The 25,381-nt window shown below is 30.9% G+C and carries 26 protein-coding genes; 13 read left to right on the top strand and 13 right to left on the bottom strand.

Annotated features, from left to right (window positions below; genetic code table 11):
* Positions 1–293: 293 nt before the first annotated feature.
* The gene (locus B6F84_RS01900; protein ID WP_148690653.1) at positions 294–428 is read right to left on the bottom strand and encodes a ribbon-helix-helix domain-containing protein; all 135 of its coding nucleotides are present in this window, start codon (positions 426–428) and stop codon (positions 294–296) included.
* A gap of 122 nt (positions 429–550) precedes the next feature.
* Here B6F84_RS01900 and B6F84_RS01895 point away from each other — a divergent pair, with 122 nt between their 5' ends.
* Positions 551–1,909 (top strand): dihydrolipoyl dehydrogenase, encoded by a 1,359-nt coding sequence (locus B6F84_RS01895; RefSeq protein ID WP_148690652.1) that lies wholly within the window; start codon positions 551–553, stop codon positions 1,907–1,909.
* Positions 1,910–2,069: 160 nt separating this feature from the next.
* On the opposite strand, the gene B6F84_RS01890 is transcribed toward B6F84_RS01895, so the two are convergent.
* The 3 genes from B6F84_RS01890 to B6F84_RS01880 form a co-directional block, all read right to left on the bottom strand.
* Complete coding sequence (locus tag B6F84_RS01890) at positions 2,070–2,438, bottom strand: dehydrogenase (protein WP_148690651.1); 369 nt, start codon at positions 2,436–2,438, stop codon at positions 2,070–2,072.
* A 70-nt stretch (positions 2,439–2,508) separates the two neighbouring features.
* Positions 2,509–3,423 carry a 2-oxoacid:ferredoxin oxidoreductase subunit beta gene (locus B6F84_RS01885; RefSeq protein ID WP_148690650.1) on the bottom strand — a complete coding sequence of 305 codons (915 nt, stop codon included), beginning with the start codon at positions 3,421–3,423 and terminating at the stop codon, positions 2,509–2,511.
* Complete coding sequence (locus B6F84_RS01880) at positions 3,410–5,290, bottom strand: 2-oxoacid:ferredoxin oxidoreductase subunit alpha (protein ID WP_236749009.1); 1,881 nt, start codon at positions 5,288–5,290, stop codon at positions 3,410–3,412. The genes B6F84_RS01885 and B6F84_RS01880 overlap by 14 nt, the downstream gene beginning before the upstream one ends.
* 229 nt (positions 5,291–5,519) lie before the next feature.
* Between B6F84_RS01880 and B6F84_RS01875 the strand changes: the two genes are divergently transcribed.
* Positions 5,520–5,798 carry a hypothetical protein gene (locus B6F84_RS01875; RefSeq protein ID WP_148690649.1) on the top strand — a complete coding sequence of 93 codons (279 nt, stop codon included), beginning with the start codon at positions 5,520–5,522 and terminating at the stop codon, positions 5,796–5,798.
* A gap of 128 nt (positions 5,799–5,926) precedes the next feature.
* Here the strand turns inward: B6F84_RS01875 and B6F84_RS01870 are convergent, their stop codons facing one another.
* A complete protein-coding gene (locus B6F84_RS01870; protein ID WP_148690648.1) occupies positions 5,927–6,328 on the bottom strand; it encodes a DUF3211 domain-containing protein in 402 nt (133 codons plus the stop codon).
* Positions 6,329–6,692: 364 nt separating this feature from the next.
* Here B6F84_RS01870 and B6F84_RS01865 point away from each other — a divergent pair, with 364 nt between their 5' ends.
* The 3 genes from B6F84_RS01865 (at position 6,693) to B6F84_RS01855 (ending at position 9,967) form a co-directional block, all read left to right on the top strand.
* Positions 6,693–7,565, top strand: a complete 873-nt coding sequence (locus B6F84_RS01865; protein ID WP_148692803.1) for a transcription initiation factor IIB — start codon at positions 6,693–6,695, stop codon at positions 7,563–7,565.
* 82 nt (positions 7,566–7,647) lie between these two features.
* Entirely contained in the window at positions 7,648–7,977 is a 330-nt protein-coding gene (locus B6F84_RS01860; RefSeq protein ID WP_148690647.1) for a DsrE family protein, read from the top strand.
* Between the two features lie 28 nt (positions 7,978–8,005).
* Entirely contained in the window at positions 8,006–9,967 is a 1,962-nt protein-coding gene (locus B6F84_RS01855) for a DEAD/DEAH box helicase (RefSeq protein WP_236749007.1), read from the top strand.
* Here B6F84_RS01855 and B6F84_RS01850 read toward each other — a convergent pair.
* Entirely contained in the window at positions 9,948–10,313 is a 366-nt protein-coding gene (locus tag B6F84_RS01850) for a thioesterase family protein (RefSeq protein WP_148690646.1), read from the bottom strand. The genes B6F84_RS01855 and B6F84_RS01850 overlap by 20 nt on opposite strands.
* A gap of 134 nt (positions 10,314–10,447) precedes the next feature.
* Here B6F84_RS01850 and B6F84_RS01845 point away from each other — a divergent pair, with 134 nt between their 5' ends.
* From B6F84_RS01845 to B6F84_RS01825, 5 genes are all read left to right on the top strand, one after another.
* Complete coding sequence (locus B6F84_RS01845; RefSeq protein WP_148690645.1) at positions 10,448–11,173, top strand: ABC transporter ATP-binding protein; 726 nt, start codon at positions 10,448–10,450, stop codon at positions 11,171–11,173.
* Entirely contained in the window at positions 11,151–12,791 is a 1,641-nt protein-coding gene (locus tag B6F84_RS01840; protein WP_236749104.1) for an ABC transporter permease subunit, read from the top strand. The genes B6F84_RS01845 and B6F84_RS01840 overlap by 23 nt, the downstream gene beginning before the upstream one ends.
* A gap of 211 nt (positions 12,792–13,002) precedes the next feature.
* Positions 13,003–14,532: an acetyl-CoA carboxylase biotin carboxylase subunit gene (locus B6F84_RS01835; RefSeq protein ID WP_148690644.1), complete on the top strand. Its 1,530-nt coding sequence runs from the start codon at positions 13,003–13,005 to the stop codon at positions 14,530–14,532.
* Positions 14,532–15,035 (top strand): biotin/lipoyl-containing protein, encoded by a 504-nt coding sequence (locus tag B6F84_RS01830; RefSeq protein ID WP_148690643.1) that lies wholly within the window; start codon positions 14,532–14,534, stop codon positions 15,033–15,035. The genes B6F84_RS01835 and B6F84_RS01830 overlap by 1 nt, the downstream gene beginning before the upstream one ends.
* Positions 15,036–15,111: 76 nt before the next feature.
* On the top strand, positions 15,112–16,680 hold the full coding sequence (locus B6F84_RS01825; RefSeq protein ID WP_148690642.1) for an acyl-CoA carboxylase subunit beta: 1,569 nt from the start codon (positions 15,112–15,114) through the stop codon (positions 16,678–16,680).
* A gap of 127 nt (positions 16,681–16,807) precedes the next feature.
* On the opposite strand, the gene hel308 is transcribed toward B6F84_RS01825, so the two are convergent.
* Entirely contained in the window at positions 16,808–18,925 is a 2,118-nt protein-coding gene (gene hel308, locus B6F84_RS01820) for an ATP-dependent DNA helicase Hel308 (RefSeq protein WP_148690641.1), read from the bottom strand.
* A 98-nt stretch (positions 18,926–19,023) separates the two neighbouring features.
* On the opposite strand from hel308, the gene B6F84_RS01815 reads away from it, so the two are divergent.
* On the top strand, positions 19,024–19,239 hold the full coding sequence (locus B6F84_RS01815; RefSeq protein WP_148690640.1) for a ribbon-helix-helix domain-containing protein: 216 nt from the start codon (positions 19,024–19,026) through the stop codon (positions 19,237–19,239).
* Entirely contained in the window at positions 19,239–20,201 is a 963-nt protein-coding gene (locus B6F84_RS01810) for an inorganic phosphate transporter (protein ID WP_148690639.1), read from the top strand. Before B6F84_RS01815 ends, B6F84_RS01810 begins: the two co-directional genes overlap by 1 nt.
* Here B6F84_RS01810 and B6F84_RS01805 read toward each other — a convergent pair.
* The 5 genes from B6F84_RS01805 to B6F84_RS01785 all read right to left on the bottom strand — a co-directional run bounded on the left by B6F84_RS01805 (position 20,190) and on the right by B6F84_RS01785 (position 23,998).
* Positions 20,190–20,849, bottom strand: a complete 660-nt coding sequence (locus tag B6F84_RS01805) for a DUF47 domain-containing protein (RefSeq protein WP_148690638.1) — start codon at positions 20,847–20,849, stop codon at positions 20,190–20,192. The two genes, B6F84_RS01810 and B6F84_RS01805, sit on opposite strands and share 12 nt — an antisense overlap.
* A 100-nt stretch (positions 20,850–20,949) precedes the next feature.
* The gene (locus tag B6F84_RS01800) at positions 20,950–21,276 is read right to left on the bottom strand and encodes a DsrE family protein (protein WP_148690637.1); all 327 of its coding nucleotides are present in this window, start codon (positions 21,274–21,276) and stop codon (positions 20,950–20,952) included.
* Positions 21,273–21,620 carry a hypothetical protein gene (locus B6F84_RS01795; RefSeq protein ID WP_148690636.1) on the bottom strand — a complete coding sequence of 116 codons (348 nt, stop codon included), beginning with the start codon at positions 21,618–21,620 and terminating at the stop codon, positions 21,273–21,275. Before B6F84_RS01795 ends, B6F84_RS01800 begins: the two co-directional genes overlap by 4 nt.
* 133 nt (positions 21,621–21,753) lie before the next feature.
* The gene (locus B6F84_RS01790) at positions 21,754–22,872 is read right to left on the bottom strand and encodes a citrate synthase/methylcitrate synthase (protein ID WP_148690635.1); all 1,119 of its coding nucleotides are present in this window, start codon (positions 22,870–22,872) and stop codon (positions 21,754–21,756) included.
* Positions 22,850–23,998 (bottom strand): DUF763 domain-containing protein, encoded by a 1,149-nt coding sequence (locus tag B6F84_RS01785; RefSeq protein ID WP_148690634.1) that lies wholly within the window; start codon positions 23,996–23,998, stop codon positions 22,850–22,852. Before B6F84_RS01785 ends, B6F84_RS01790 begins: the two co-directional genes overlap by 23 nt.
* A gap of 34 nt (positions 23,999–24,032) precedes the next feature.
* Between B6F84_RS01785 and B6F84_RS01780 the strand changes: the two genes are divergently transcribed.
* Entirely contained in the window at positions 24,033–24,689 is a 657-nt protein-coding gene (locus B6F84_RS01780) for a metallophosphoesterase family protein (protein ID WP_148690633.1), read from the top strand.
* On the opposite strand, the gene B6F84_RS01775 is transcribed toward B6F84_RS01780, so the two are convergent.
* A complete protein-coding gene (locus tag B6F84_RS01775; protein WP_148690632.1) occupies positions 24,686–25,333 on the bottom strand; it encodes a peroxiredoxin in 648 nt (215 codons plus the stop codon). The two genes, B6F84_RS01780 and B6F84_RS01775, sit on opposite strands and share 4 nt — an antisense overlap.
* Positions 25,334–25,381: the final 48 nt, after the last annotated feature.

Below are 25,381 nucleotides of genomic sequence, written 5' to 3'. Positions count from 1 at the left end.
AGAAGAAATTGTTATTTATGTTTTTAAATTGTATTTAACATTAATGGAGGTTAAGGGGGCGGAAGTCTCCATCCGTAAGGTTTGGATGAATAGCCTTCATAGAAAGTTTTTATATTCAACAAAACGAAAAAATTTCATTTGGTTCTACTGGGCTGAAAGAGCTGGCTGATGAGGGATGGGACTGCCTATGGAGGGAGACCTCTACTATACGCTTATGCATATAGCAAGTTTCCTCAGAGAAGCAGGAAATCCTCATTGTGAGGTGCTCCGTTCGTAAGGGTGGAGTAGTTCACCTATCTGTATTCACTATAAGATAGGTAAAATTCTATAGCATCTAAAATAGTTTCTTCTACACTTTTATTCCTTGACTTAGCTAATCTTTCTAAAAGAACGTAAGTAGGATCTGGGATATATAGGTTAACATTCATACATAATACCTAATTTAGTTAAATAAAAACTTTACCAAACTCATTTATCGTATTTAATGCAAACATTATAAATATCTAATAATATATAAAATCTTTTTATATATTATAGCGTAAATATGTGTATGGTAGATATTTTAGTTGCAGGAGCTGGAGGAGCAGGATATCCCGGAGCATTTAGATTAGCAAAATCATATATGAGCGTAATAATGGCAGATCCTAAAGGAGAATTAGGAGGTAATTGCTTATATCAAGGTTGTGTTCCATCAAAGACGATAAGAGAAATGGCAAATTTATACTTAAGAGCAACAAAACTATTAGGAATAAATCATTTAGTTAACTTTGAGAAAATTCAAGATCATAAAGATCAAGTACAAGAAACTAGATTTAAGCAACATAAAGAAGAGTTATCAGAAACTTTTGTTGAATTTATAACAGGAGAAGTAGAAATAATGGATAATCATCATGCAATAATAAACGAGCAAGGAAAACAAAGACAAGTAGAATTTAAGTATTTAATCTTAGGAACTGGAAGTGAGCCTTTAAAACCAAAAATGCCAGGTACAGAATTTTGTATAACTAGTGACGATCTGTATAAATATAAGACATCTATTAGAAAACTTCCTCAAGATATTGTGATAATTGGTGGAGGATATATAGCATTAGAAACTGCAAGTATTCTTAACGCATTAGGATCAAAAGTTCATGTACTAGTTAGGTCAGATAGAGTATTGAGATCAGTAGATACTAGATTAGTAAATTCTTTACTTTCAATGTTAGATAAAAATATTGATATCAAGTTCAATTCTCCAGTAATTGAAGTTAAGAAAATTAGTGATAATGAGTATCAAGTAATATATTCAGAAAAATCAGAAAAGAAAACAATAAACACTAATTTAGTAATGTTAGCTACAGGGAGAAAACCTGTATATCCGAAAGGAACAGAAAAACTAGGAATTGCCATAGGGAGAAAGGGAATAATGGTTGATGAAACAATTCAAACTAATGTAAAAAATGTTTATGCCCCAGGAGATATTAATGGTATCTCGCCATTTTTCCATTCTGCAGTTAGACAATCATTAGTGGCAGCCCATAATATACTAGCAGGATCGCCCATTGACTATATGGATTTTCAAAACGTCCCTATATCAATTTTCACTATTCCTACAGTATCATATATTGGTATTATGCCGGAAGAAGCTAAGAAAAGAGGAATAGAGATAATAGAAGCATCTTATCCTCTGACAAAAGACTCCAGAGCACAAATGTATGATGAAGCAGAAGGAGAAATAAGATTATTCTTTGAAAAAGGGTCACTTAGAATAATAGGAGGATGGATAATAGGAATTGATGCACCTGCTTTAATTAATGAGATAGGTACTGCAGTAGCTAATGGGTTAACTGCTAGAGAAATGGCAAATTATGCAGATCAGCATCCAATGACAAATGAAAGTATAAGCTACGCTGCAAGGACAATATTCTGACGTATAAAATAGAAAAACGATATATAAAGTATAATTAAGCTTTTCATTATTATATTTATATTTTTAATAAATGTATTATCTTATATCTAGACAAATTTATTTTAATGACATATAATGAGAATTTTAATATGTAGTAAAACTTATTTAAAAAATGTATAAATTAGCTTGGCATGTTTTTCATAATTTTATCTCTTATTGATGGTTCAGCAGACTGTAATACTTTATTAATAAATTGTATGTCTCTATCGTGAAGATCTTTAGGTAGTTCAGCTGATGCTTGTAATCTGAGTTTTAGAAACGCCTTTAACGTATTATCTGGTAACGCTGATGCTAATTTTAAATTAGTATTACATAAGTTAAGATATTCATCATCTGAAGCTTTTGTAGCCATTTCCTGAATTAGAGACTTTAGTGCACTTAGCTTTTGATCATCTGACATTTTTAGTAGTTGTTGAAACAATCCTTGCATTGTATTCTCTCTTTCTTTATCTGCCATTTTAGCTATTTGGAGGATATTTATTTGAGACATACAACTATCTTAGAAAAGTTATTTAAAAAAAATTTCTTAAGTAAAAAAGATGATAACTTGTTTAACTATGTTAAATCCTTTTTGCTTTTATTAATTCATCAATTTTAGTTGTTCCTAAACCTTTATTTTCTATTTCTTGTTTTGCAGGATAATAGTCTAAATAATTTGGAACATTTTGTATTATCCTTTCTTCGAATGTAGGCACTAATTCATTTTGATAGAATATTCCTATAGGAATTTTATCACCCCATTCCAAAGTCTTTAGCATTGCTCTATCAAACTTAGCTTTTTCATCATTTTCGTTTTTAACTATAGGATCCCATGAAGGGTCAGTTTCTAGTTTATATATTCTTTTATCGTACCATTCTTTAGTATTTATATCATTATAAGTTGGACAAGGTTGAAGTACATCGATAAATGCTAATCCTTTATGTTTTATTGCTTTCACCATTAAGTCTTTAAGGTACATAATGTCATAAGCGTAGCCTCTTGCAACGAAAGTATATCCTGATGCTAATGCTACTGCTAAAGGATTTACGGCATCATTAATATTAGGTCTAGGTAAGCTCTTTGTTTTTTCTCCTCTATGTAGAGTAGGAGAAGCTTGTCCTTTAGTTAATCCGTAAACTCCATTATCATGAATTATTACAGTCATATCAATATTTCTTCTTCCAGCATTAACAAAATGACCCATACCAATTCCTAAGCCATCTCCATCTCCAATATTTACAATAACTTCTAATGATGGATTAGCTAATTTTATTCCTGTAGCATAAGCAATAGATCTTCCATGTAACGTGTGTACTCCTCCTATTGGTTCTTGAATGAAATGTGTTATTTTACCTGAACAACCTATTCCAGATACTACAACAACTCTCTTTGAGTCAATACCTAGTTCTTTAATTGCCATTTCTTCTGCCCTTAAAATTCCAAAGTCTCCACAGCCAGGACACCAATCAACAAATACTGGTTTAGGCTTCTGCACTTAACACCACCCTTTTCTCATCTTTTTCTATAACTGATTTCACTCCTTGGATTATTTCTTCTCTAGTAATAGCTCTTCCTGTCCATTTTAAAATATAATTAGTAGGGAAAATACCACAATTTTCAGCTAATATTTGAGCACCTTGAGCTTGATAATTATTTTCTACAGCTATAATTTTTTTCTTATTTTCTAAAATTTTTCTCATTAAGCTTTTGGGATACGGATTGAACATTTTAATTTGCACCATCATTACGTTAAAATCTTTTAATTCATCCATTGCATCTAAAATAGCTCCTTTTGGCGATCCCCAAGTTAATAATACATTATCGCCATTTCCAAAGATATTCACCCTTTGTTCTTCGGGTATTTCCTTATCTGCAGTCTCAAGTTTTTTCATTCTTTTTTGATACATAGCTATTCTATTTAATGTGCCTTCTGTTATATGTCCATCTTCATTATGCTCATCTCCAGCATAGTATAAACTTGCTTCACCTAAGAATGCTCTAGGAGATATTCCATCTTCTGTTATTTGAAATCTCTTGAAGAACTCTCCTTCTGGTTTAACTATTTTACCTCTGTCAATTTCAATTTTTTTACCTAAAATCTCATCTTCATCAAATATTGAATATGCGTTAGCTAAAGTTTTTTCTACAATGTGTATAACTGGAGTTTGATATTTTTCAGCTAAATTAAAAGCCCAAATTGCGTCCCAGAATATTTCTTTATGATCTCCAGATGCTATTACAATTCTAGGAAACTCCCCATGTCCTACATTTAATGCAAATTTTAGATCTCCTTGCCCGGATCTGGTAGGCAATCCTGTAGAAGGAGCTCCTCTCATATAATACGTTATTACTACTGGAGCCTCGTTCATTCCAGCCCAACTAATTCCTTCTGCCATTAATGCAAATCCTGGTCCAGAAGTTGCTGTAGCAGCTCTAGTTCCAGTTAATGTTGCGCCTATTGCCATATTTACTGCAGCTAATTCATCTTCTGCCTGTACTACTATAGCTCCTCCTTTTCTTAATTCTCCACCTTCTGTTATCATTTCTAAGTTTTGATTAGCTTCAATGTATGTACTTTCATCACTTGCAGGAGTAATAGGATAATAAGACTGAAATCTTAATCCTGCAGCTAATTTTCCTATTGCGGAGATGGTATTTCCATCTAATTGTACTCTAGGTTTATCTACTTTTAGCTCTTGAAGTTTGTATGAGTTTGATGCAAAAGAATACCCAATTTCTGCAGCCATACTGTTAAATTTAACGAATAAATCGTTTTTAAAAAGGCTTTTTATTGCATCTTTTAAATAATCTAGCTTAAATCCAAATAAACTCATTGATGTTGCTACAGCAATTATGTTTTTTGATCTTTCAACCACTGATAACGATAATTTGTAAGCTCCTGCTATTTTCTTTAATGATTCTAAATAGTCAATTGGAATATTTTTTACTCCTTTCTTCTCTAGATAAGAAATAATATCCTTTATCGTATATCCAAGATGTTCTTGATCTAGAATTTTTTTAACGTTCTCAGCTATTTCTGGTTCCATAGACTTTACCATATCTATTGTGGTATTTTCTAAGTTCCTGTCATAAATTATGAAATCTGTTACTTCAGTAAAGTGTTGAAATATTGTCTCTGCGTCAAAGGTAGCTAGAACATTAACATTAGAAGAAATACTATTTATCGGTTTTTCGCTAAATACAACTTGAAAATAGCTATGTCTTCCCTTTATGTTAGAATAGTATTCTCTATTTCCATATAGATAATATCCTGCTCTTGCTACTGCATTCCCGAAGATTGTTGCAGAGGTATCTACACCTAATCCTTGTGCTCCACCTATCATCCAAGAATATCTAACCATAATAGATTTTGAACAATGATGAATAATAAATAATAACTCTCTTTATCTTTATTAACTATAATTCACACTGTTAATGAGATTCATTATTACTTAGTATGATAAATTTATTTTTATTTTATGTTACTAAGTTAAAAATGTTTATCTTTAATTGTTAAATCTGGCAAAATTGTAAACAGTTGTAAACCTAAATAAGGAAAAAGTAAATATATTAGTTCATTAAATTCAACCTATGCAAAAATTAGTAGAAAATAAATATGTGTATTTTTCACATAATTCAGCCGACTTTGCAATGAATTTAGATGCAGGAGAGAAATTAGTTTTTAGAAAAGAAGATAATATATCTCTGATAGTGCATAAAGGAAAAGGAGAACTAAGAATTGGAAAAAAGAAAAGGATTAAAATTAAAGAAAAAGATCTGCTAGTAATAAATGATTTTAATGAAAAAATTCTAATAGCATTATCAACAATGATATTATTTATTCATGTAGAAGGCTTATTAAATATTTAGAGTTTCAATCATACAGGAAAAATGAGAAATTTTTTATATAGAAGAATTTGTTCTTATTCTGCTTTAAAAAGATATAACAATACTTTTAATAAATACATTTTTTGTAAATATATAGCATTATTGAAAATTTAGATTTTCCTCTCTATTCTTTTTAATCTTACTTTTTCTTCGAAATTATCTTTAAAACTCTTAAACCATCTAGGAATATATATTTTGGATAGTCTTTCCATCCAACCATTATAATCAAATACTACGTTAACTTTACCCTTCTCTAACGTAAACTCAAGTGTAGCAGAACCACCTTTATTCATTACAAAAACATATTTTACCGTGTTAGTTGTTTTGTATACATTTCCAGACAAACAAAAATTAAAACCTAGAAATTTTCCGCATCCTTCAAATGAACTATTATTAATTTTTACATTTTTTATAGGTTGGAATATAAGAGGTATGACAAAAGTAGCATCTGCTAAAATTATATTAAGAGCTTCTGGTTCGTGAGAAGTGGAAAATTCTACTGTGTATCGCATTTCTGTATCATCTATTATTTTGAGATTATAAAAATATAAAGGATTTCTTTATACGTCATATAAAAAGTTATTTAAGCACTTAGATTATATTCTAGTAATTAAATCCTAGTACTATATAAATTGTATATTTTATCTTGAATCATATTTGTAATGTTAGCCTCTTTGCATTATAAATGAAACTGTATTTAACAATCATTTTACATAGTTAACTTTATTAATTAAATGAAGATTCAGAATTATCTATAGATATTAAGAAAAGTGAAAACGAATTTAATTTAATAAATGAAATATATTTTGTTTATTGTAACAAAATCAAGAAAAGTTTATTAATGTGAATTACAATATTAATAGATCTGTGACAAGCATGAGTGAAGTAATATGCCCAAAAGACAAAATAGTCTTTGACGCTGACAGAGGAGAATACATCTGCACAGAAACAGGAGAAGTATTAGAAGAGAAAGTAGTTGACCAAGGACCAGAATGGAGAGCATACACTGAAGAAGAAAATAGAGAAAGAAGTAGAGCAGGAACTATAAGTCTTACAGTTCACGATATGGGATTATCAACAGATATGGATATCAAAGCTAAGGATAGAATAAAAGCAATGAGATTAAGAAAAATGCAATTAAGATCAAGAATAGGCAGTTCAGAACAGAGAAACTTAGTTAAAGCAATGACAATTCTAGAAAGAATATCAGATCAATTAAGGTTACCTAAATCAGTAAGAGAAGAAGCATCAATAATCTATAGAAAAGCATTAGATAAAAAGCTCATAAAAGGAAGAAGCATAGAAGAAGTAGTAGCGGCAGCAATATATGCAGCTTGTAGGAAATCAAATATTCCAGTAACATTAGATGATGTAGCCAACTATACATCAGCAGGTAAGAAAGATGTAGGCAAAGCTTATAGATTATTATTAAGAGAGGATATAACAGAAGTACCAGCTAGTGATCCAAAATATCAAGTAATGAAAATATCATCATTACTAGGATTAGCAGGAAAATCCATGACTGCTGCTTTAGAAATAGTTGATAAAGCCAAAAAACTAGGTATAACGTCAGGTAAAGATCCAGCAAGCATAGCAGCTGCTGCAGTTTACATAGCTTCAAACCTAAATGGAGATAGAAGATCGCAGAGAGAAATTGCTGAAGTATCTGGAGTTACACAAGTAACAATAAGAAATAGATATAGGGAACTAGCGAGAGAGTTAGGAATTGACATAGAAGGAATTAATTAAAATTTTTGATAAAATATTTAATAATGTCTAATTTATGGAATATTGGTTAAGTATTAAATGGTGTTAATTATTAAAGTAGATTATGTATAGAGTTATAGTTCAAGTTAAAGATTTAGATAAAGCACCGCAGTCTATAAAGTCTGTAATAAATTTATATAATGACTTAAAAGATGTGCAAATAGAAGTTGTATTTCATCAATCTGCAATAAGATCATTAGTAAAAGATTCTCCATTAGAAAACAGTATAATGGATTTAATTAACAAGGGAATAGTTGTAGTAGGATGTATGAATAGTATTAACTCGTTAAATATTGATTCGAATAGTTTAATTTCTGGTATTAAAATAGTTCAATCTGGAGTTGGAGAAGTAGTACGTAAGCAATCCGAAGGTTGGATTTACCTAAGCCTTTAATTTTTCTTTTCCATAATTCTTTATAACATTGAACGAACTTGAGAGAATCTTCGAAGAGAAATATGTACAAGGTAAAAATTATCTGATTTCTGCTCCTACAGGATCAGGTAAAACGCATTTAGCTAAGAAACTCCTTTTAGAGAGCGACAAAATTTCAGTTTATGTTTCTCCGCTTAAAGCATTGTCTAGAGAAGTTTATGATACAATAAAAGATAAGAGAGATGTAAAATATGTAGATTCTGATGTATATGAGGATGATTTAAGGTATTTCTCTTCAAGTTCATTACTTGCTACTTATGAGAAATTTGATAGTGCAATAAGACATAATTACTCATGGTTAAAAAATGTAGGAGTAATAATAATTGATGAATTACATAATGTGGAAAGTGATAGAGGGTTAGCTATAGAAAATATCGTATTGTGGGCTAAGTATAACGAAATACCTATAGTAGGCCTTAGTGCTACATTACCTAATATTCAAGAATATGGGAAATGGCTAAAAGCAGAAGTAATAGAATACACAAAAAGATCAGTTCCATTACATGAATGCATAGCATATCCATACGTTATAAGGTGTTACGATAATGATCTAAGTATTCCATTAAATCCTTTAAATGGAATAAGATCAGACAAGCTAGAAATTTTATTGCCAACCCTAAAATATATAATTGATCAGGGTAAAAATGCATTAATTTTTGTTAAAAGTAGAAAATCAGCAGAAAATTTAGCTGAAACTTTAAGAAAATTTGGATATAAATCGTCATCATATCATAGTGGAATACCCTATGATGAAAGGAGAAAAATAGTAGAAATGCTAAAGAATGGCGAAATTAATGTAATAGTATCAACAACGGCATTAGGTCAAGGAGTTAACTTACCAGTATACGCCTCAATATTTTATGATACTTCATTGCCTGATTCAGATGAAAAAGGAAATCTGAAAGGATGGAGAGACCTTAACTTAATGGAATATAAACAGATGGCTGGAAGAGCAGGAAGGCCTGGTTTTGACAAAGAAGGTATGTCAATAATAATAGCAACATCAATCAGAAACGCAGAACAATTTAGATTAAAGTATTTCACTAAATCATATGGAAAATCATTAACCCAATATAAGTTAGAGGATTTATCTCTTGCAATTATAAGTTGGAATAAAGGTGTAGTTCAAAAAGAACTTCTTGCTATAGCTAGAGATAGCTTAAAATTTAATAATATAAATGAAAATGATCTACAAAACTCAATAAATGTTCTTGTAAATACTAATTTAGTTGAAGAAAAGAAAAATAGAATTTATCTTACACCTTTAGGAGAAGCAGTATCCCTAAGTTACATAGATATTGATGCATTAAAAGGATTTCAGATTTCTAACGATTTATACACTAGCATAGCTTCAACTAATGCTATAATACAATCTTTAAGAGGCTGTAAGTGCGGAGATGAATTAATAAAAAAATGGGCTAATGGAGAAGATATATCAGAATTATGTAAAAAACTCACTCCTAAAGATATTAATGAAGTAATAAATAACGCTAGGTGGATATCATTCGCTCTATATAGAGTATTAAAAGCTTTAGGTAAAGAAGAAAGTAAAGAAGCTCTGAAATTACATTATCAAATAAAATACGGCGTACCATTCGAAGGAGTAAAAATAGCTAAACTAGGAATAGATAGAGATACTGTTAAAAAATTAATAAGTCTTAAAATAAAGGACGATATAGATTTATGTATAAAAGCAGGTGCAATGCCAATAAAATCTATACTAAAAGAAAAAGGATACTTACCAGAGAGCATATGTAAGGATATATATTCTAACGATCTAGTGATTTTTGATATGGCAAGAATCATAGCAAAATATTATAACAAAGAATTTTCAATAAGACAAGTCAAAAGAAGCGATGTTATAAGAAGATTAATATCTGAAGGTTATGCAGTAAAAGTAAGAAAAGATGAAAAAGAAGGGTATATTTACTTTATTCCACCCTTTTCATAAATTCTTTTTCATTAACTATTACTCTCTCGTGAATTCCCTCTCCTATCTTCTTCTCATTATAATATGCCTCTACTTTAAACGTGACTTTCTTTCCTTCTTCAGAAATAATCTTAGATTTGACTATTATCTTACTTCCTATTGGTGCTGGAGCCAAATGCTTTACATCTATGTGAAACCCAACGCTAGTTAATCCTTCTTTTAATTTCTTCTGTAGCAAATTAAACGATACGTCTTCCATAAAAGCTATCATGGAAGGAGTTGAAAGTACATTTACGGCACCACTAGAAACGTAAGACGCAGAATTTTCAGGTTTAACTACAAATTCCTTTTGTAGAGTTTCATTCATATCAATTTTTAAGAAAAAAGCTTTTAAGAAATTAATCTTAGGATTAAACGGGGAGATGAGTTGGAAGAATCCTAGAAGCGATAGACATAGCGTTTAGCTACGAAGGAGGATATAGAGTATTCGAAGATATAAACATTGCTACTTTGGATGGCGAGTTTGTAGCTATAGTTGGTCCGTCTGGAATAGGTAAATCTACGCTGTTAAGAATTCTTGGTGGATTTATCAAGCCTGAAAAGGGAGAAGTAAGATTATTAGGAAAAAAAATTACAGAACCAACTCCTAAAATTTCTTTGATTCATCAATCAATAGCTACATTTCCTTGGTTAACAGCTTTAGAAAATGTAAAACTTGGATTAAAATACAAAAAGCTTCCAAAGGAAGAAGAAGATAAGATAGCTAGAAAAATGCTTGAAGTCGTAGGTTTGCAAGGATTTGAAGAATTTTATCCTAAACAAATGAGTGGAGGAATGAGACAAAGAATAGCAATAGCTAGATCATTGGCAGCAGATCCTTTAGTTTTATTGATGGATGAACCATTTGCACACTTAGACGAATTAACAGCAGAAGGATTAAGACATGAAATATATTCTATTCTATTTAGGCAAGACACTCCTTTGCGTTCAGTTGTTCTAGTCTCACATAATTTAAATGAAGTAGTAGAATTAGCAGATAGAGTTTACGTATTAAATGGTAGACCTGCTAGCGTGATAGGAGATATAAAAATTAATCTAGAAAGACCTAGAAATCCAAAAGAGGAAAAATTTCAAGCATATTTAGATCAATTGTATTCAATGCTTACTCCTATTCAAACTAAGCAGATTGAAAAGAAAAGCATTGGTGATAAGAACGATAAATCTTAGCTTAGTTTTGCTAGCTAATTTAGCTACATTAGGAAGAGTTTTTCTTACAATTATAATATCTATAGTAACTGGCTGGTTCTTAGGATATGTAGCAATAAAAAATAAAACATTTGAAAATATTTATATTTCTATAGCAGAAGTTTTAGAATCCGTTCCAGTAATAACTTTCTTTCCTATTGTTCTTATATTCTTTGTATTTACAGTAGGTGGACAAATAGGAATAGAATCAGCTGTATTATTCTTAGTATTTACAGCAGTAGTATGGAATATATGGATGGGAATATATCAAGCTTTTAAAACCGTTCCAGAAAATTTACAGGAAGTAACACAAAACTATAGATTAGGTTTTTTATCAAAAATGTCTAGACTTTATATTCCATTTTCAATACCTAGAATAGCTGCTAACTTAATACCTAGCTTTGCAGATGCGTTATTTTACATAACAGTAAGTGAAGTATTTAGCGTAGGAACTCATGTTTATCAAGTTTTCGGAATTGGAACTTTAATATCTATTTATACTGCAGAAGGAGACTATACTGACGCTTTAATTTCTTTAGGTATATTAGCTATTTTCGTAACTGCTATAGTATTAATATTAAGAGAGTACGCAGAATATTCTGTCTCAAGATATGGATTAGATACAGAAGAGAGATCTACATTCTTTAGAAGAGGAAGACCAAGAGTAAGATATTCAGCCAGACTTAATGCGGCAAAATCCACATTTACTAAACTTTCGAAGTATATTGCTAGACCTCCTTATTTAATGAAAAGGAGAATAGAAACAGAAGATGAGGAGGAGAGAAAGCATCATTTTCCAACCAGACTGATAGGAACTCTAGTTGGATCACTGATATTAATATTAATAGGTTATTCTATTTATAATACAGTAACTCATGTTCCTTTATCTGTTTGGCAAAATCTAATTTCTGGTACTGGTTATGATCTTATCTTAATAGGTTATGATTATATTAGAGTTGCTATTATAGCCTTAGTATCTTTCGCAATATCAATATTTTTAGGCTATTATATTGCTACTAAACCAATAGCTGACAGAATTGCTGTTCCTATTATACAAACTATAGCATCTTTTCCTGCACCGGCGTATTTTCCATTATTATACCTAGCAACATTTTCTACTATATCATCAATATTTGGTCCTTTTACAAGTGAGTTTTATGTATTACTTCTGGGATTTTTATCTACATTTTATTATATATTCTATAGCTTCTGGTTAGGTATAAAGAATCTGCCCAGTGAGTATTGGGAAGTTATGAAAAATATGAAATTAGGCTTCTGGACAAAAATGAGAAAGGTAATATTGCCAGCGACGTTTCCTTATATAATTGCTGGAATGAGTAGTACTATAAATAGTGCATGGGGAGGATTAGCAATTGGTGAATATTGGCAAGATATTATAAACGGTAAAACATTAGAAGTTCAACATGGACTTATGAAAGCATTGGCAGTAGCAGATAATCAAGGAAACTTAGCGTTAGTAGGATGGTTATCTTTATTATTTGCTATTATAGTAGTTATTTATTCCATTGTATTTACAAGAAGGATGATGGATCTAGCTAGGAAGAAATATGTAGCAGAAGAAGGAGTATATGCAGCATGAAAATGATGTGGAATCCGGGAACTGATCCGTGAAGACAAGCGCGAACCCTGATCTATTTTTATTTTCTTTCTTAATTTTTTGAAATAAAGACAATTTTATGTTTAAGGAAAGTTAGTAATATTTTATAATCTATCTTTATCTTATTAATAGTCTAAATTTACTAAAATAAAAACTTTTTAAACCCATATAAACTATAATATATGGGATATAAATGCCTCCATTTGGTAGAGTTTTAGTTGCTAATAGAGGAGAAATTGCAGTAAGAGTAATGAAAGCAATAAAAGAAATGGGAATGACAGCAATAGCAGTATATTCAGAAGCAGATAAATACGCACTTCACGTTAAATACGCAGATGAAGCCTATTATATAGGCAAAGCTCCAGCTTTAGATAGTTATCTAAACATAGATCATATAGTAGACGCAGCAGAAAAAGCACATGTAGATGCAATACATCCAGGATATGGATTCCTATCAGAAAATGCTGATTTTGCAGCAGCTGTAGAGAAAGCTGGTATTACGTTTATAGGTCCGTCTTCAGAGGTAATGAACAAAATAAAAGATAAGTTAGATGGTAAAAGAGTAGCTAAACAAGCAGGTGTGCCAGTAGCTCCAGGTTCGGACGGTCCTGTTGGATCTTTAGATGAGGCTTTGAAATTAGCAGAAAAAATAGGATATCCAATTATGGTAAAAGCTGCTAGCGGTGGTGGAGGAGTAGGTATAACTAGAGTAGATACTCCAGATCAATTAGTTGATGTATGGGAAAGAAATAAGAGATTAGCATATCAAGCATTTGGAAAAGCAGATCTATATATTGAGAAATATGCAGTTAATCCAAGACATATTGAATTTCAGTTAATAGGAGATAAATATGGTAATTACGTCGTTGCATGGGAAAGAGAATGCACTATACAAAGAAGAAATCAAAAATTGATTGAAGAAGCTCCTTCTCCTGCATTAAAGATGGAAGAAAGAGAAAGAATGTTTGAGCCTATAATGAAATATGGACAACTAATTAATTATTTCACAATGGGTACTTTTGAGACAGCCTTTTCAGATGCAACAAGAGACTTTTACTTCTTAGAATTAAATAAAAGATTACAAGTAGAGCATCCTACTACAGAACTAATATTTAGAATAGATCTAGTTAAATTGCAAATAAATATAGCTGCTGGAGAGCATTTGCCATTTACTCAGGAAGAGCTAAATAGAAGAGTTAGAGGAGCAGCTATAGAATATAGAATAAATGCAGAAGATGCTCTAAATAACTTTACTGGAAGCTCAGGATTTATTACTTATTATAAAGAACCTACAGGACCAGGAGTAAGAGTAGATAGTGGGATCACTTCTGGTAGCTGGGTACCACCATTTTATGATTCCTTAGTATCAAAATTAATAGTATATGGAGAAAGTAGACCTTACGCTATACAAGCAGGAATTAGAGCATTAAACGATTACAAAATTGGTGGAGTAAAAACTACTATAGAATTATATAAATGGATAATGAGAGAACCTGATTTCCAAGAAGGTAAGTTTAGTACTTCATATATAGCTGAGAAGACTGAGGCTTTTGTAAAGTACTTAAAATACCAAGAGGAATTAAGAGCAGCTTTAGCTTTGGAAATGCAAAACAGAGGATTAATGAGGATGACACAAACAAATAATCAACAGAAGTCACAGAATAAATCAGGATGGAAGACGTATGGTTTAATGTCCCAATCTTCTCCTAGGGTGATGTGGTAATGAAATTATTCAGAGTTTATTCAGAAACTGGAGATACCTATCTGATGGCAATGGATTCTAAAGATAATAAAGACACTATTAAAACTGAAGCTAATGAATTTAACATAGAATATATAGGTAAAGGAACTAGGGAGAATGAGTATTTATTTAAGATAAATGGCGAAATTCATAAAGTATTCATAGACAATGGATATTTACTAATAGATAATAATAGTGTATTTAAATTGGAAAGACTAGCCGAACTTCCAACTCAAGAAGGAGAATCAGTTGAGGAAATGATAAAAGGAAAAGAAGGAGAAGTGATTTCGCCATTACAAGGGAGAATAGTAATGATAAGAGTAAAAGAAGGAGATGCAGTTAATAAAGGTCAACCATTACTTTCTGTAGAAGCTATGAAATCTGAAACTATTATATCAGCTCCTATAGCAGGCATTGTAGAAAAAATAATGGTAAAACAAGGCCAAGGAGTAAAGAAAGGAGATGTATTACTTATTATAAAATAAATGTTTTTGAGATAAATTCTAATGTATAAAAAGTAAAAATTTAATAAACATTTCATCATATGTATAGGTGAGATATATGTCAGAGCAAAAATCCGAAATGGATAAGTTAATTGAAGAATTAAGGAATATGAAAGCAAAAGCATATCAAGGCGGTGGAGAAGATAAAATAAAAACACAACATGCTAAAGGTAAATTAACTGCAAGAGAAAGATTAGCTTTGCTATTTGACGAAGGGTCATTTAGTGAAGTGATGACTTTTGCTACGACTAGGGCTACAGAGTTCGGTTTAGATAAAATGAAAATGTATGGAGATGGAGTAGTGACAGGATGGGGTAAAGTAGAAGGCAGGACAGTATTTGCTTATTCGCAAGACTTTACTGAATTAGGCGGAACGTTAGGAGAAACTCATGCAAATAAGATAGGCAAAGTTTACGAATTGGCGTTAAAAGTAGGAGCACCAATTGTAGGCATAAATGATTCTGGAGGAGCTAGAATACAAGAAGGCGCAGTAGCGCTAGAAGGATATGGACAAGTATTTAAGATGAATGTTATGGCATCTGGTGTTGTTCCACAAATAACTATTATGGCTGGACCAGCAGCTGGAGGTGCAGTATATTCTCCTGCGTTAACGGATTTCATTATAATGATTAAAGGAGACGCTTATTATATGTTTGTTACAGGACCAGAAATAACTAAAGTAGTCTTAGGAGAAGAAGTGTCATTCCAAGATTTAGGTGGAGCAGTGATTCATGCTACAAAATCCGGTGTTGTTCATTTCTTAGCTGAAAATGAACAAGATGCTATAAATATAACTAAGAAATTATTGTCATACTTACCGTCAAATAATATGGAAGAACCTCCATATATGGATTTAGGTGATCCAGCTGATAGAGAAGTTAAAGAAGTTGAAAGTATAGTTCCAACAGATTCTGCTAAACCATTTGATATCAGAGAAGTAATTTATAGGATTGTAGACAATGGTGAATTCTTAGAAGTGCATAAGCATTGGGCTCAAAATATTACAGTAGGATTTGCTAGAATAGCAGGCAATGTAGTAGGAATAGTAGCTAATAATTCAAACTATATGGGCGCTGCAATAGATATTGACGCAGCGGATAAAGCTGCAAGATTCATTAGGTTCTGTGACGCATTTAATATTCCTTTAGTTAGCTTAGTAGATACTCCAGGATACATACCTGGAACAGATCAAGAATATAAAGGAATTATAAGACATGGAGCTAAAATGTTGTATGCATTTGCAGAAGCTACTGTTCCAAAAGTAACAGTAATATTAAGGAAATCATATGGTGGTGCCCACATAGCTATGAGCATCAAAAGTCTAGGAGCAGATTTAGTTTATGCATGGCCATCAGCAGAAATTGCAGTAACTGGACCAGAAGGTGCTGTAAGGATATTATATAGGAGAGATTTACAAAATGCTAGTAACGCAGATGATTTATTGAAAGAAAAAATAGCTGAATACAGAAAATTATTTGCTAACCCATACTGGGCAGCTGAGAAAGGATTAATAGATGATGTAATAGAACCAAAAGATACTAGGAAAGTAATACTTAATGCATTAGAAATGTTGAGAAACAAAAGAGAATATAGATATCCTAAGAAACATGGGAATATACCATTATGATCTGATATAGACTATTTTATTGTTTTCTTCCAATATAATTTTTTGATTTAATGACAATAAGATTTTCTTAAATTTTCGTATAGTTTCTTCATCTGCATTTATTTCTATCAGTTCTCCCTTACTAGAATTAAGCATTTCCAGCAATAATTCTTGCAGCGTCTTTTGCAACCTTTTCACCTAATCTTGAACCTAGTAATGATTTTACCTTATCTACATTCATAATTATGTCTTCTGGTTTTTTGATATTATTTTCAAAAAGTAATCTAGCTCTTTTTCTTCCTATTCCAGGAACTTTTACAAGATCTATTAGTTCCTCCTTAATTCCATCTTTAACCCTTAGGTTAAGTATGTAGAAAGCTTCAGCATGTTCTTTCAAATCTAATACTCTTGAAATATTAAAACCACTATAGGTCAACCAATCCATAGTATCAATTATGCTTCTTAAATCTCCGGATCCTATTCCATATCTTCCTAAAATGATATCTTCATCTACTTCTTCTATCCAGTCATTAATTATCATTCCTACTTTTAATGCTGAGACGTAATTATAGAATTCGTCTTCGTCATCTGGTTCTTCTATAAATAGAGGGCAAGGAGATAAATCAACAAGATCATACATTTCATTTCTACTTACGGAAACTCTTGGACCGTCTGGGGTATAAGCGCATAAATGTAAATAAGCTACATTACAAGATTTTTCATTTCTAGTCAAGTAATCTTTAAATGTTTTTGCAGTAAATGGATTAATATATAAGTCTGCAACTCTTTTTCCAAATTTTGTTAGAACTAAGTCATCATCTCCTGCAATAAACTCATTATCTCTTAACCAATTTAATCCTTTTTTAAGATATGATTTTACTATATCTTTATCAAGTAATGTTCCCATAGCATAGTCCTCAACTTCATCACTTGTAACTCTTCCTTCAGAAGATACAATACCTAAAATAAAGGTATAAAAAGAAGCTTCATTACCCAGTTTAGATTCGATAGGTTCTGGAGGAGACAAAATGTATTTTTTAAATACTCTATCAGCTTCACTCTTATTTCTTACAACTATTATTGCCTCTCCTTCTTTATCAAAACCGGGCCTTCCTGCTCTTCCAGCCATTTGTTTATATTCCATTATTGGTATTTCTTCATTAAATCCCAATATTTGTCTATTAAACCTATATATATCTCCTACAATAACGCTTCTTGCAGGCAAATTAACTCCTGCAGCTAGAGTAGGTGTAGCAACAATTACCTTTATTTTTCTTTGAATGAAATATTTTTCAATAATATCTCTCAATCCTTTTGACAAACCAGCATGATGATACGCTACGCCTGATCTAACAAGTTCAGCTAAATCTTCTTTTTCAGTAGTACCTGCATCATCTACTTCCTTTATTTCATTGCTTATTTTTTCTAATTCTTTATCCATTTTGAATAATCCCATATTGCTAGCTATCTTTCTAGCTGTAGATTCAGCAATTTTTCTAGAATTTCTGAAAACTAATACTTGTCCTCCATGTTGTAAAACATAATTTACGTAAGCTAGTATTGCGTCATTACCTTTGATATTGATTGATTCATTATTGCTAAATATGACTTTGTAAGAGCTTTTCTTCTCTGGTATGATAACGCCTTCCTTTAATGGTACTGGTCTCCAGTCAGTAGTTACTGGCGTAGCATTTAACCATTTTGAAATTTCTTCGTAATTTTGTATTGTAGCGCTTAAAGCTAAGAGATTTTTGTATCTAATTCTAACTGCTACACTTTCAACAACTGGTCCCCTATGAGGATCATTTAAGTAATGAAACTCGTCAAGAACAAAGTAATCTACCTCTTTTAACCATGATGGATTCCTTCTCCATAATGAATCAATTTTTTCATAAGTTGATATTATTATATCATAATTTTTTAACCAAGCATCATCAGTATCATAATCTCCAGAAGTCATACCTACTTTATAACCTAGTTTCTCCCAAACCTTTAATTCAGAGAATTTTTCAGAAGTTAGTGCTCTTAATGGGGTTATATATATTGCTTTCCCGCCTTTATTAAGCAAATGGCTAATAATACCCAACTCAGCTATTAGTGTTTTGCCTGATCCCGTAGGAGATGTTACAAGTAATCTTTCATCTTTTAATAAGCCTTTATTTATTGCCTCAGTTTGTACAGGATTGAGTTTTTCTATTCCTCTATCCTTAAGTATTTTTAATATTTTTTCGTCAATGTTAAGTTGCTCTAATGGCAGAAATTGCATATAATATATAAAATGTTTTTAGAGTATAAGAGCATGTTCTATATTTGTTAACAAGTAAGCTTTATCAATAGGTACATACAAATATTTGTGTGATACTTATGGAGATAATTAAGAAAGACAAAGATGGATCATACGAGATTGAATTAGAAGAAACTTTAACTATCTCATTTAAAATCGAAGAAGAACTACTTAATCAAATAGATGAGGCAGTTAAAACATTAGGCTATGGAAATAGAAGCGATCTAATAAGGGATGCTATTTCTGAGTACATGGTTTTTTTAGACAAGAACAGTCAAGATTTAGGTAAAAAATAATGCTAGAATTTTTAGCTATTTTAATTTTTATTACAGGATTTATTTCTTCTTTTGTTGTTGGAGGAAATAATACTGCAACCGCATTAGGAATACTATTGTCCACGAATGCCTTAAAAAGAAAATACTCTTACTTAATTAGTGCGTTAAGCCTATTTTTGGGAACAACTATAGGAAGTATTACTATGAAGTCGAGTATAACAGGAATCATTGAAGGTGAGCAAGAAATTCTAGAAGCCTTATTATTTTCTGTAATTTTTGCTTCTGTAGTTTCTTTTTATTATTTAAATAAATTTGGTATACCTTCATCACTAAGCCAGATGATTTATCCGTCTTTGGCCATTCTAGTTTTGATTTCACATGGACTTTTATTTGATTGGAGTAAATTTTGGTTTACAGTATCATCTTGGTTTTTCTCTCCTTTATTAGCTATTATATCTTCATTAACTTTGTATTTTTTACTTAAAAAGATTTTATCCAAACAGAAATTACTTTTTAGACAACTAAAATTATATAAATATTTAATTATATTATCCTCAATCTTTACTTCTTTTGTTACTGGAGCTAATGCTATTGGAATAATCGTTTCTGCAGGTTTAGTTTATCAACCATTCTATATAGTTGCTCCGCTTTATGGTATTGCTGCTGCCTTAGGTGTTTATTTAAGTTCTAAAAATGCTTCTATAGTTGTAGGATTTAGAGTAACAAGGCTAGGATATGCTAGTGCAGTATCTGCATTAGTAGGAAGTGATATAATTTCTGAAGTATTTACATTGCTTGGTGTACCAATTTCCATAACTCAGACCAGTATGGGAGGAGTGATAGGTTTAAGTTTTAGAAGTTTTGGATATGATGTTAAGAAGCAATTATCTCAAGTTGCGAGAGGATGGTTAACATCTCCTTTTATAGCCGTAATAGCATCGTTAGCTGCTTTTGGAGTAATGAAAAGTATTTTAGGACTTTAATGTTGCATACAGAGTTTCTACGCTCAATGTTGCTTCTTCCATATTGTCTAAGATATCGTCTAAAAATGTTACTATATCTTTCATCTGTAATAAACTTATTATATCAGAATCTTTTTCTACTTCATATACTTTTTGAATCATCATGTCTTTAATATCATCTCCATTTCTTTCAATTAATTGTATTTCTTTTCCTATTTTCAATGATTCTTTTATATCTTTGGATAAACTTGATATCATTGAGACTAATTTTTCGGAAGCTTCTTGAATTAGAGATAAATACTCTATGAAGTTGTTTTCAAGGTTCTTACATAAATTACTATCTATTTTTCTTGAAGTTATAGCTCTAGCAGCGTCTTTTATAGCTTTCATTGTATCATAAAGAGCTTGAGTTAGCATAAGCATAGATTCTTTAAAATCTGGTAAGAAAGCTTCGCCAAATAGCATATTAACTATATCTTCTCTGGATAGGCCTATCCTTTCATATATTCCTTTAATTTTTATAGACTTAGCTACTGCATCAGGATATTTTCCTCCAAATATATTAGAATAAAGAGAATTAAGCTCTACTACAGACATTTTTATATTTTCCGATATATCAACTAATTTAGAAAAAAGTAATTCTTCTTTGTTAACGCTAAACTTTATCATGATTAACTAATCAGTACGTAATAATAAAAAGCTTAGCTAGATTTGTATAAGATAATTATATAATTCATTTCAAGGAATATTTGAAGATTTATTTAAAAAATTATATAGTTATTATCAAATCTACTTTATCTAATACTTTTTCGTAAAAGTCTGGAAAGCATCCTATTTTTGCTTCTTCTATTAGAGAGTTAGCTAAATTCCTCATGTAAGTACACTGATCGCACGCTTGTAGATATACTTTATCTGCTATTTTTCTTAGTCTTTCTGCAGTATCAGTGCCTTTTGTTAGCATATATACGTTATCATGGATAAAGAAAATCCCTTTAACATCTGCATTATGTCTATTTTCTTCTATTTGAGGTAATATCATATTAACTAGAATATATTGAGCTAAATTTGTTAAAGCTAAATATGCTACTCTTTTCATGATATCGCCTTAAAAACTTCTTCTACCAAATTTTTGATGTCATCTGAAATTTTATATCCTTGAATTTCAGAAAGTTTACTTATAGCTTCACTAGAATTGCTTACTTCTCCATTGTTTATCCATTCTGCTATTGCTTCTAAAGCTATCTTAGTCGTAACACAAGCAGATGGAGAATAGTATCTAAATATTACTTTTCCTGATTCATTCTTGTAATATATTTTGATGTTAAATTTTGGTGTTTTTATAATTTTTTCATTATATTCATTATTATCTTTTATTGCATATTTTGCATTAAGATAATCCGATGCTCTTTTCCTTTCATTATGGCAACACGAATCTTCCATTTAGGGTTACCCTAAATAGAAATAGGATAAACGATTATAAATTTTTCGCATATTATCTTCTTTTTTACTGAAATAAAACTATTCTTCATTAATAATATATTCATTTAAATAAAATATAACAGAACACTTGAAATTATTCCCTTTCTTGGATACCTATATATTTTCTGCCTATTTCTCCTTTATATATAGCCTTAGGTCTTATTAGTTTATTATCTTTCAAATACTCCATAATATGAGCAGTCCATCCTACAATTCTAGATGATGCAAAAACAGTAGGAAAGAGATCTGGTTCAAATCCCAATGAATAAAATACTAATCCAGCATAAAAGTCAACATTAGGATAAATTCCTTTTTTACCTAATATTCTACTTCCTATTTCATCTACTTTCTCTGCAACTTCGTAAAGGTTATACAACCCCTTTTCCTTTGTTATCATTTTAGCGTATTCTTTTAATATTTTTGCTCTAGGATCATATGTTTTATAAATTCTATGTCCAAATCCCATTATTCTATGTCCAGACTCTAGTTTTTTCATTATATACTCTTCTACATTATCTTTATTTCCTATTTCCATAAATTGCTTTAATGCTTCTGAGTTTGCTCCACCATGTAAAGGACCTTTTAGTGCGGAAACCCCAGCAACTACAGATGAGTATATATCAGATAAGGTAGAAGCAACAACAAGACAAGCAAAGGTAGATGCGTTCATCTCGTGATCCATGTGAAGTAATAAGCTAACGTCCATTACTTTTGACTCTAAATTTGATGGTTTTTCTCCTTTTAGCATATAAAGGAAATTTTCAGCATGACTCAAGGAAGAATCAGGTTCAATAATATCAAGATTTTTCCTCGTGCGTACAAAGAACGATATTATAGTTGGAATTTTTGAGGTTATTTTAACTGCTTTTTCCCACAATTCTTCTTTATTTGATTCATCTTCTATTCCTAACATACTTATTGCTGTTCTTAATACATCCATTGGATTAGCGTCTTTCCTTACATTTTTTATAAATTGTACTACATATTCTGGTAAGTTTCTTTCCTCTGCTAATTTTTCTTTTAAATCCTTTAATTCTCTTGAATTTGGAAGTTTTCCAAACCATATTAAGTACGCTGTTTCTTCAAAATTTGAGAATTCAGCTAGATCAAAAATTGAATATCCTCTATAGTATAACCTTCCTAGATTTCCATCTATATAAGTTATTTCTGTTTCTTTTATTGCAATATCTTCAAGACCCTTTTTTAGCTCCATTGCTTAAATCCCTCAATTTTTTTAATGCAAATTCTTTATCAGTTGAGCCTAATTTAGCTTTCGCAAGAATATCTTCTAGAGTTACTATTACTTCTTCTGCAACTTTTTTATTTACCGGATATGGAATACCATCTTTTCCTCCAATTGCATAAGCATATTTAAAAGGATCTAGTGAAGTATTGACTGGATCATTATAGGAAGGTGGTTCATTATATATTAAATCTGAAATTAAATAAAGTGCCTTTGCAGTAGACGGACCTAAACCTTCTAATAATGCCTCCTCTAAATTGCTCGGATTTATTTCATATAATTTGTCTAATATTGGTTTAATTTTTCTTTCATCTAAAGGTTTCATATAAACTATTCTTGCTTCTTTAGATAAACTTACAAAAGTTGCTCCATTAATCCATGAATCTAAAGTGTATTGTCCTTTAAGTTTAGCTTTAGCTAATTGCAGTTCACTTATTATATTCCTAGGATTTTCTCTAAGTAAATCTAATATTAGTTTTCTTGTATTTTCCTTTTCCTTTTCTATAATATTTACTGCGTTTCCTTTAATACCTGCTATGCTTTCATGAGGTTGAACTATAAAATTATCAGTATTTTTCCAGTGATATCTTCTAGCAAATTTTGTTTCTTCATTCATACCTTGCTGGATGATTCCCCAATATCCATTTTCACTAATAATCATTGAATGATGATATAATTGATGTCCATCTTGTAAGAGAGTAGTATCAACTTTAGCTACCAATTTACTTATATTAGACATTTTTAAAGGATCTATATTAAAAATTCTAGAAAGTTCATTTACTTCCTCTGGTACTTTTAATGCATTCTTTCCTTTACCACCTAAGATAGCAATACCTTCTTCTTTAGGATTTATTACGTCCTTTAGAATACCTAACGTAACAGTTGTAGATCCTGAAGAATCCCAATCCATTCCTATTATATTATTAAATGCTTGAAACCAAAGAGGGTTAGATAATCTTTCTATAACTTTTTCTTGCCCCCATTCAATAATCATGATATCAATAATGCTTTTTGAAAGCCTTTTCATTATAGGAACTAACCAGGCTGGAACATGTCCAGTATGTAAAGGTAAATCAGCTATTCCTTCTATTTCCATTTATTTTATATAGAGTTCAAATTATATTTAAATCATGCTAATAGCAGCAACTTCAGACATTCATTCTCCTAGATATTTGAACGAGTATTTCCTAGCTCTGAAATATTTGCCTGAAAAGGTAGACCTTATATTATTAGCTGGAGACTTAGCAGATAGAGGAAAATTTCTTCACTTTGATCCAGTTTACAATAGTCTTTTGAATAGAGCTGATAAAATCTTTGCAGTTTTTGGAAATGAGGATTTTGTGGAAGAAAGAGAACAATACAAAAAAAGCTTTCCTAAAATAACTTGGCTAGAAGATTCAAAAGATCAATATAAGGATATAGTGATAATAGGTAGTGAAGGAGTAATAAGAAAACCTACACCTTGGCAAAAACTAAAAGGAATAACAGAAGATTTTTATAGAGAAAGAAAAAAGAAACTGGAAGAGTTATTATGCTCAGAAAAAGGAAAATTTGTAATTTTGTTAACTCATTACGCTCCAACTTATAAAACTGTATTTGGAGAAAGAAAATTTGCATATCCTGGATTAGGTGATGAACTTATAGAAGAAAGTGAATGTAAGCCTAGCATAGCTATTCATGGTCATGCACATTTATCTAAAAGAACTTTCGTTACAGTAGAAAATACAAAAATATATAATGTAGCATTACCAGCAAATAAAAAATTTGTAGTAATTAATGTATTTTAGACTCTTTGGTTTGCAGGTATTTCGTCGTATTTCTTAAATAGTAGATACCATGCTTTAGCATTTGGTAATTTCATTCTCATTTCAGCTTCGTCTAAGGTTGTAGGAGCTCCTATTACTACATCTTGTCCTGGTTCCCAGTTTACTGGAGTAGCAACTTTTGCTTTGTATGCCACCATAACTGCCTTAGTTATTCTTAACATCTCTTCAATTTTTCTTCCAGCTTCTATTGGGTATTGGGCCAAGAATCTTATTGTTCCTTCTGGATCAACAATGAATACACCTCTTACTGTTTGTCCAGTGCTCTCATCTACTAAATCTAACATTCTAGCTAGTTTTTTATCTGGATCTGCTATTACTGGGAAGTTTATTTTTACTCCGTATCTTTGTTCAATATCATTTAGCCAAGCGATGTGAGAATATATGCTATCGACACTTAATCCCATTAGTTGGACTCCTAGTTTTTCGAATTCTGGTTGTGCCTTAGCGAACTCTACGAATTCAGTTGTGCATACCGGTGTGAAGTCAGCTGGATGTGCATATAAGAATAGCCATTTTCCTTTTCCAAATATGTCTTTATAGAAGTCAAAAGGTCCTTTGGTTGTTAAAACTTGTGTATCAGGAAACTTTTGATATACCTTTACCATTTTAGATTCACTACAAAATAGTAGTTAGAATAGATTTAAAGTGCTTCT

Source organism: Acidianus manzaensis (genome assembly GCF_002116695.1).
In the GTDB taxonomy this organism is placed as follows: Archaea; Thermoproteota; Thermoprotei_A; order Sulfolobales; family Sulfolobaceae; genus Acidianus; species Acidianus manzaensis.
This window is presented reverse-complemented; position numbering and strand designations above follow the sequence as displayed.

Excerpts from the sequence above, each read along its gene's own strand:
- B6F84_RS01880 (WP_236749009.1), bottom strand. The coding sequence starts at position 5,290 with ATGGTTAGATATTCTTGGATGATAGGTGGAGCACAAGGATTAGGTGTA.
- B6F84_RS01900 (WP_148690653.1), bottom strand. The coding sequence starts at position 428 with ATGAATGTTAACCTATATATCCCAGATCCTACTTACGTTCTTTTAGAA.
- B6F84_RS01795 (WP_148690636.1), bottom strand. The coding sequence starts at position 21,620 with ATGGAAGATTCGTGTTGCCATAATGAAAGGAAAAGAGCATCGGATTAT.
- hel308 (WP_148690641.1), bottom strand. The coding sequence starts at position 18,925 with ATGCAATTTCTGCCATTAGAGCAACTTAACATTGACGAAAAAATATTA.
- B6F84_RS01850 (WP_148690646.1), bottom strand. The coding sequence starts at position 10,313 with ATGAATGAAACTCTACAAAAGGAATTTGTAGTTAAACCTGAAAATTCT.
- B6F84_RS01780 (WP_148690633.1), top strand. The coding sequence starts at position 24,033 with ATGCTAATAGCAGCAACTTCAGACATTCATTCTCCTAGATATTTGAAC.
- B6F84_RS01875 (WP_148690649.1), top strand. The coding sequence starts at position 5,520 with ATGCAAAAATTAGTAGAAAATAAATATGTGTATTTTTCACATAATTCA.
- B6F84_RS01825 (WP_148690642.1), top strand. The coding sequence starts at position 15,112 with ATGTCAGAGCAAAAATCCGAAATGGATAAGTTAATTGAAGAATTAAGG.
- B6F84_RS01835 (WP_148690644.1), top strand. The coding sequence starts at position 13,003 with ATGCCTCCATTTGGTAGAGTTTTAGTTGCTAATAGAGGAGAAATTGCA.
- B6F84_RS01830 (WP_148690643.1), top strand. The coding sequence starts at position 14,532 with ATGAAATTATTCAGAGTTTATTCAGAAACTGGAGATACCTATCTGATG.
- B6F84_RS01815 (WP_148690640.1), top strand. The coding sequence starts at position 19,024 with ATGGAGATAATTAAGAAAGACAAAGATGGATCATACGAGATTGAATTA.
- B6F84_RS01785 (WP_148690634.1), bottom strand. The coding sequence starts at position 23,998 with ATGGAAATAGAAGGAATAGCTGATTTACCTTTACATACTGGACATGTT.
- B6F84_RS01890 (WP_148690651.1), bottom strand. The coding sequence starts at position 2,438 with ATGTCTCAAATAAATATCCTCCAAATAGCTAAAATGGCAGATAAAGAA.
- B6F84_RS01790 (WP_148690635.1), bottom strand. The coding sequence starts at position 22,872 with ATGGAGCTAAAAAAGGGTCTTGAAGATATTGCAATAAAAGAAACAGAA.
- B6F84_RS01800 (WP_148690637.1), bottom strand. The coding sequence starts at position 21,276 with ATGAAAAGAGTAGCATATTTAGCTTTAACAAATTTAGCTCAATATATT.
- B6F84_RS01775 (WP_148690632.1), bottom strand. The coding sequence starts at position 25,333 with ATGGTAAAGGTATATCAAAAGTTTCCTGATACACAAGTTTTAACAACC.
- B6F84_RS01870 (WP_148690648.1), bottom strand. The coding sequence starts at position 6,328 with ATGCGATACACAGTAGAATTTTCCACTTCTCACGAACCAGAAGCTCTT.
- B6F84_RS01805 (WP_148690638.1), bottom strand. The coding sequence starts at position 20,849 with ATGATAAAGTTTAGCGTTAACAAAGAAGAATTACTTTTTTCTAAATTA.
- B6F84_RS01810 (WP_148690639.1), top strand. The coding sequence starts at position 19,239 with ATGCTAGAATTTTTAGCTATTTTAATTTTTATTACAGGATTTATTTCT.
- B6F84_RS01895 (WP_148690652.1), top strand. The coding sequence starts at position 551 with ATGGTAGATATTTTAGTTGCAGGAGCTGGAGGAGCAGGATATCCCGGA.
- B6F84_RS01865 (WP_148692803.1), top strand. The coding sequence starts at position 6,693 with ATGAGTGAAGTAATATGCCCAAAAGACAAAATAGTCTTTGACGCTGAC.
- B6F84_RS01860 (WP_148690647.1), top strand. The coding sequence starts at position 7,648 with ATGTATAGAGTTATAGTTCAAGTTAAAGATTTAGATAAAGCACCGCAG.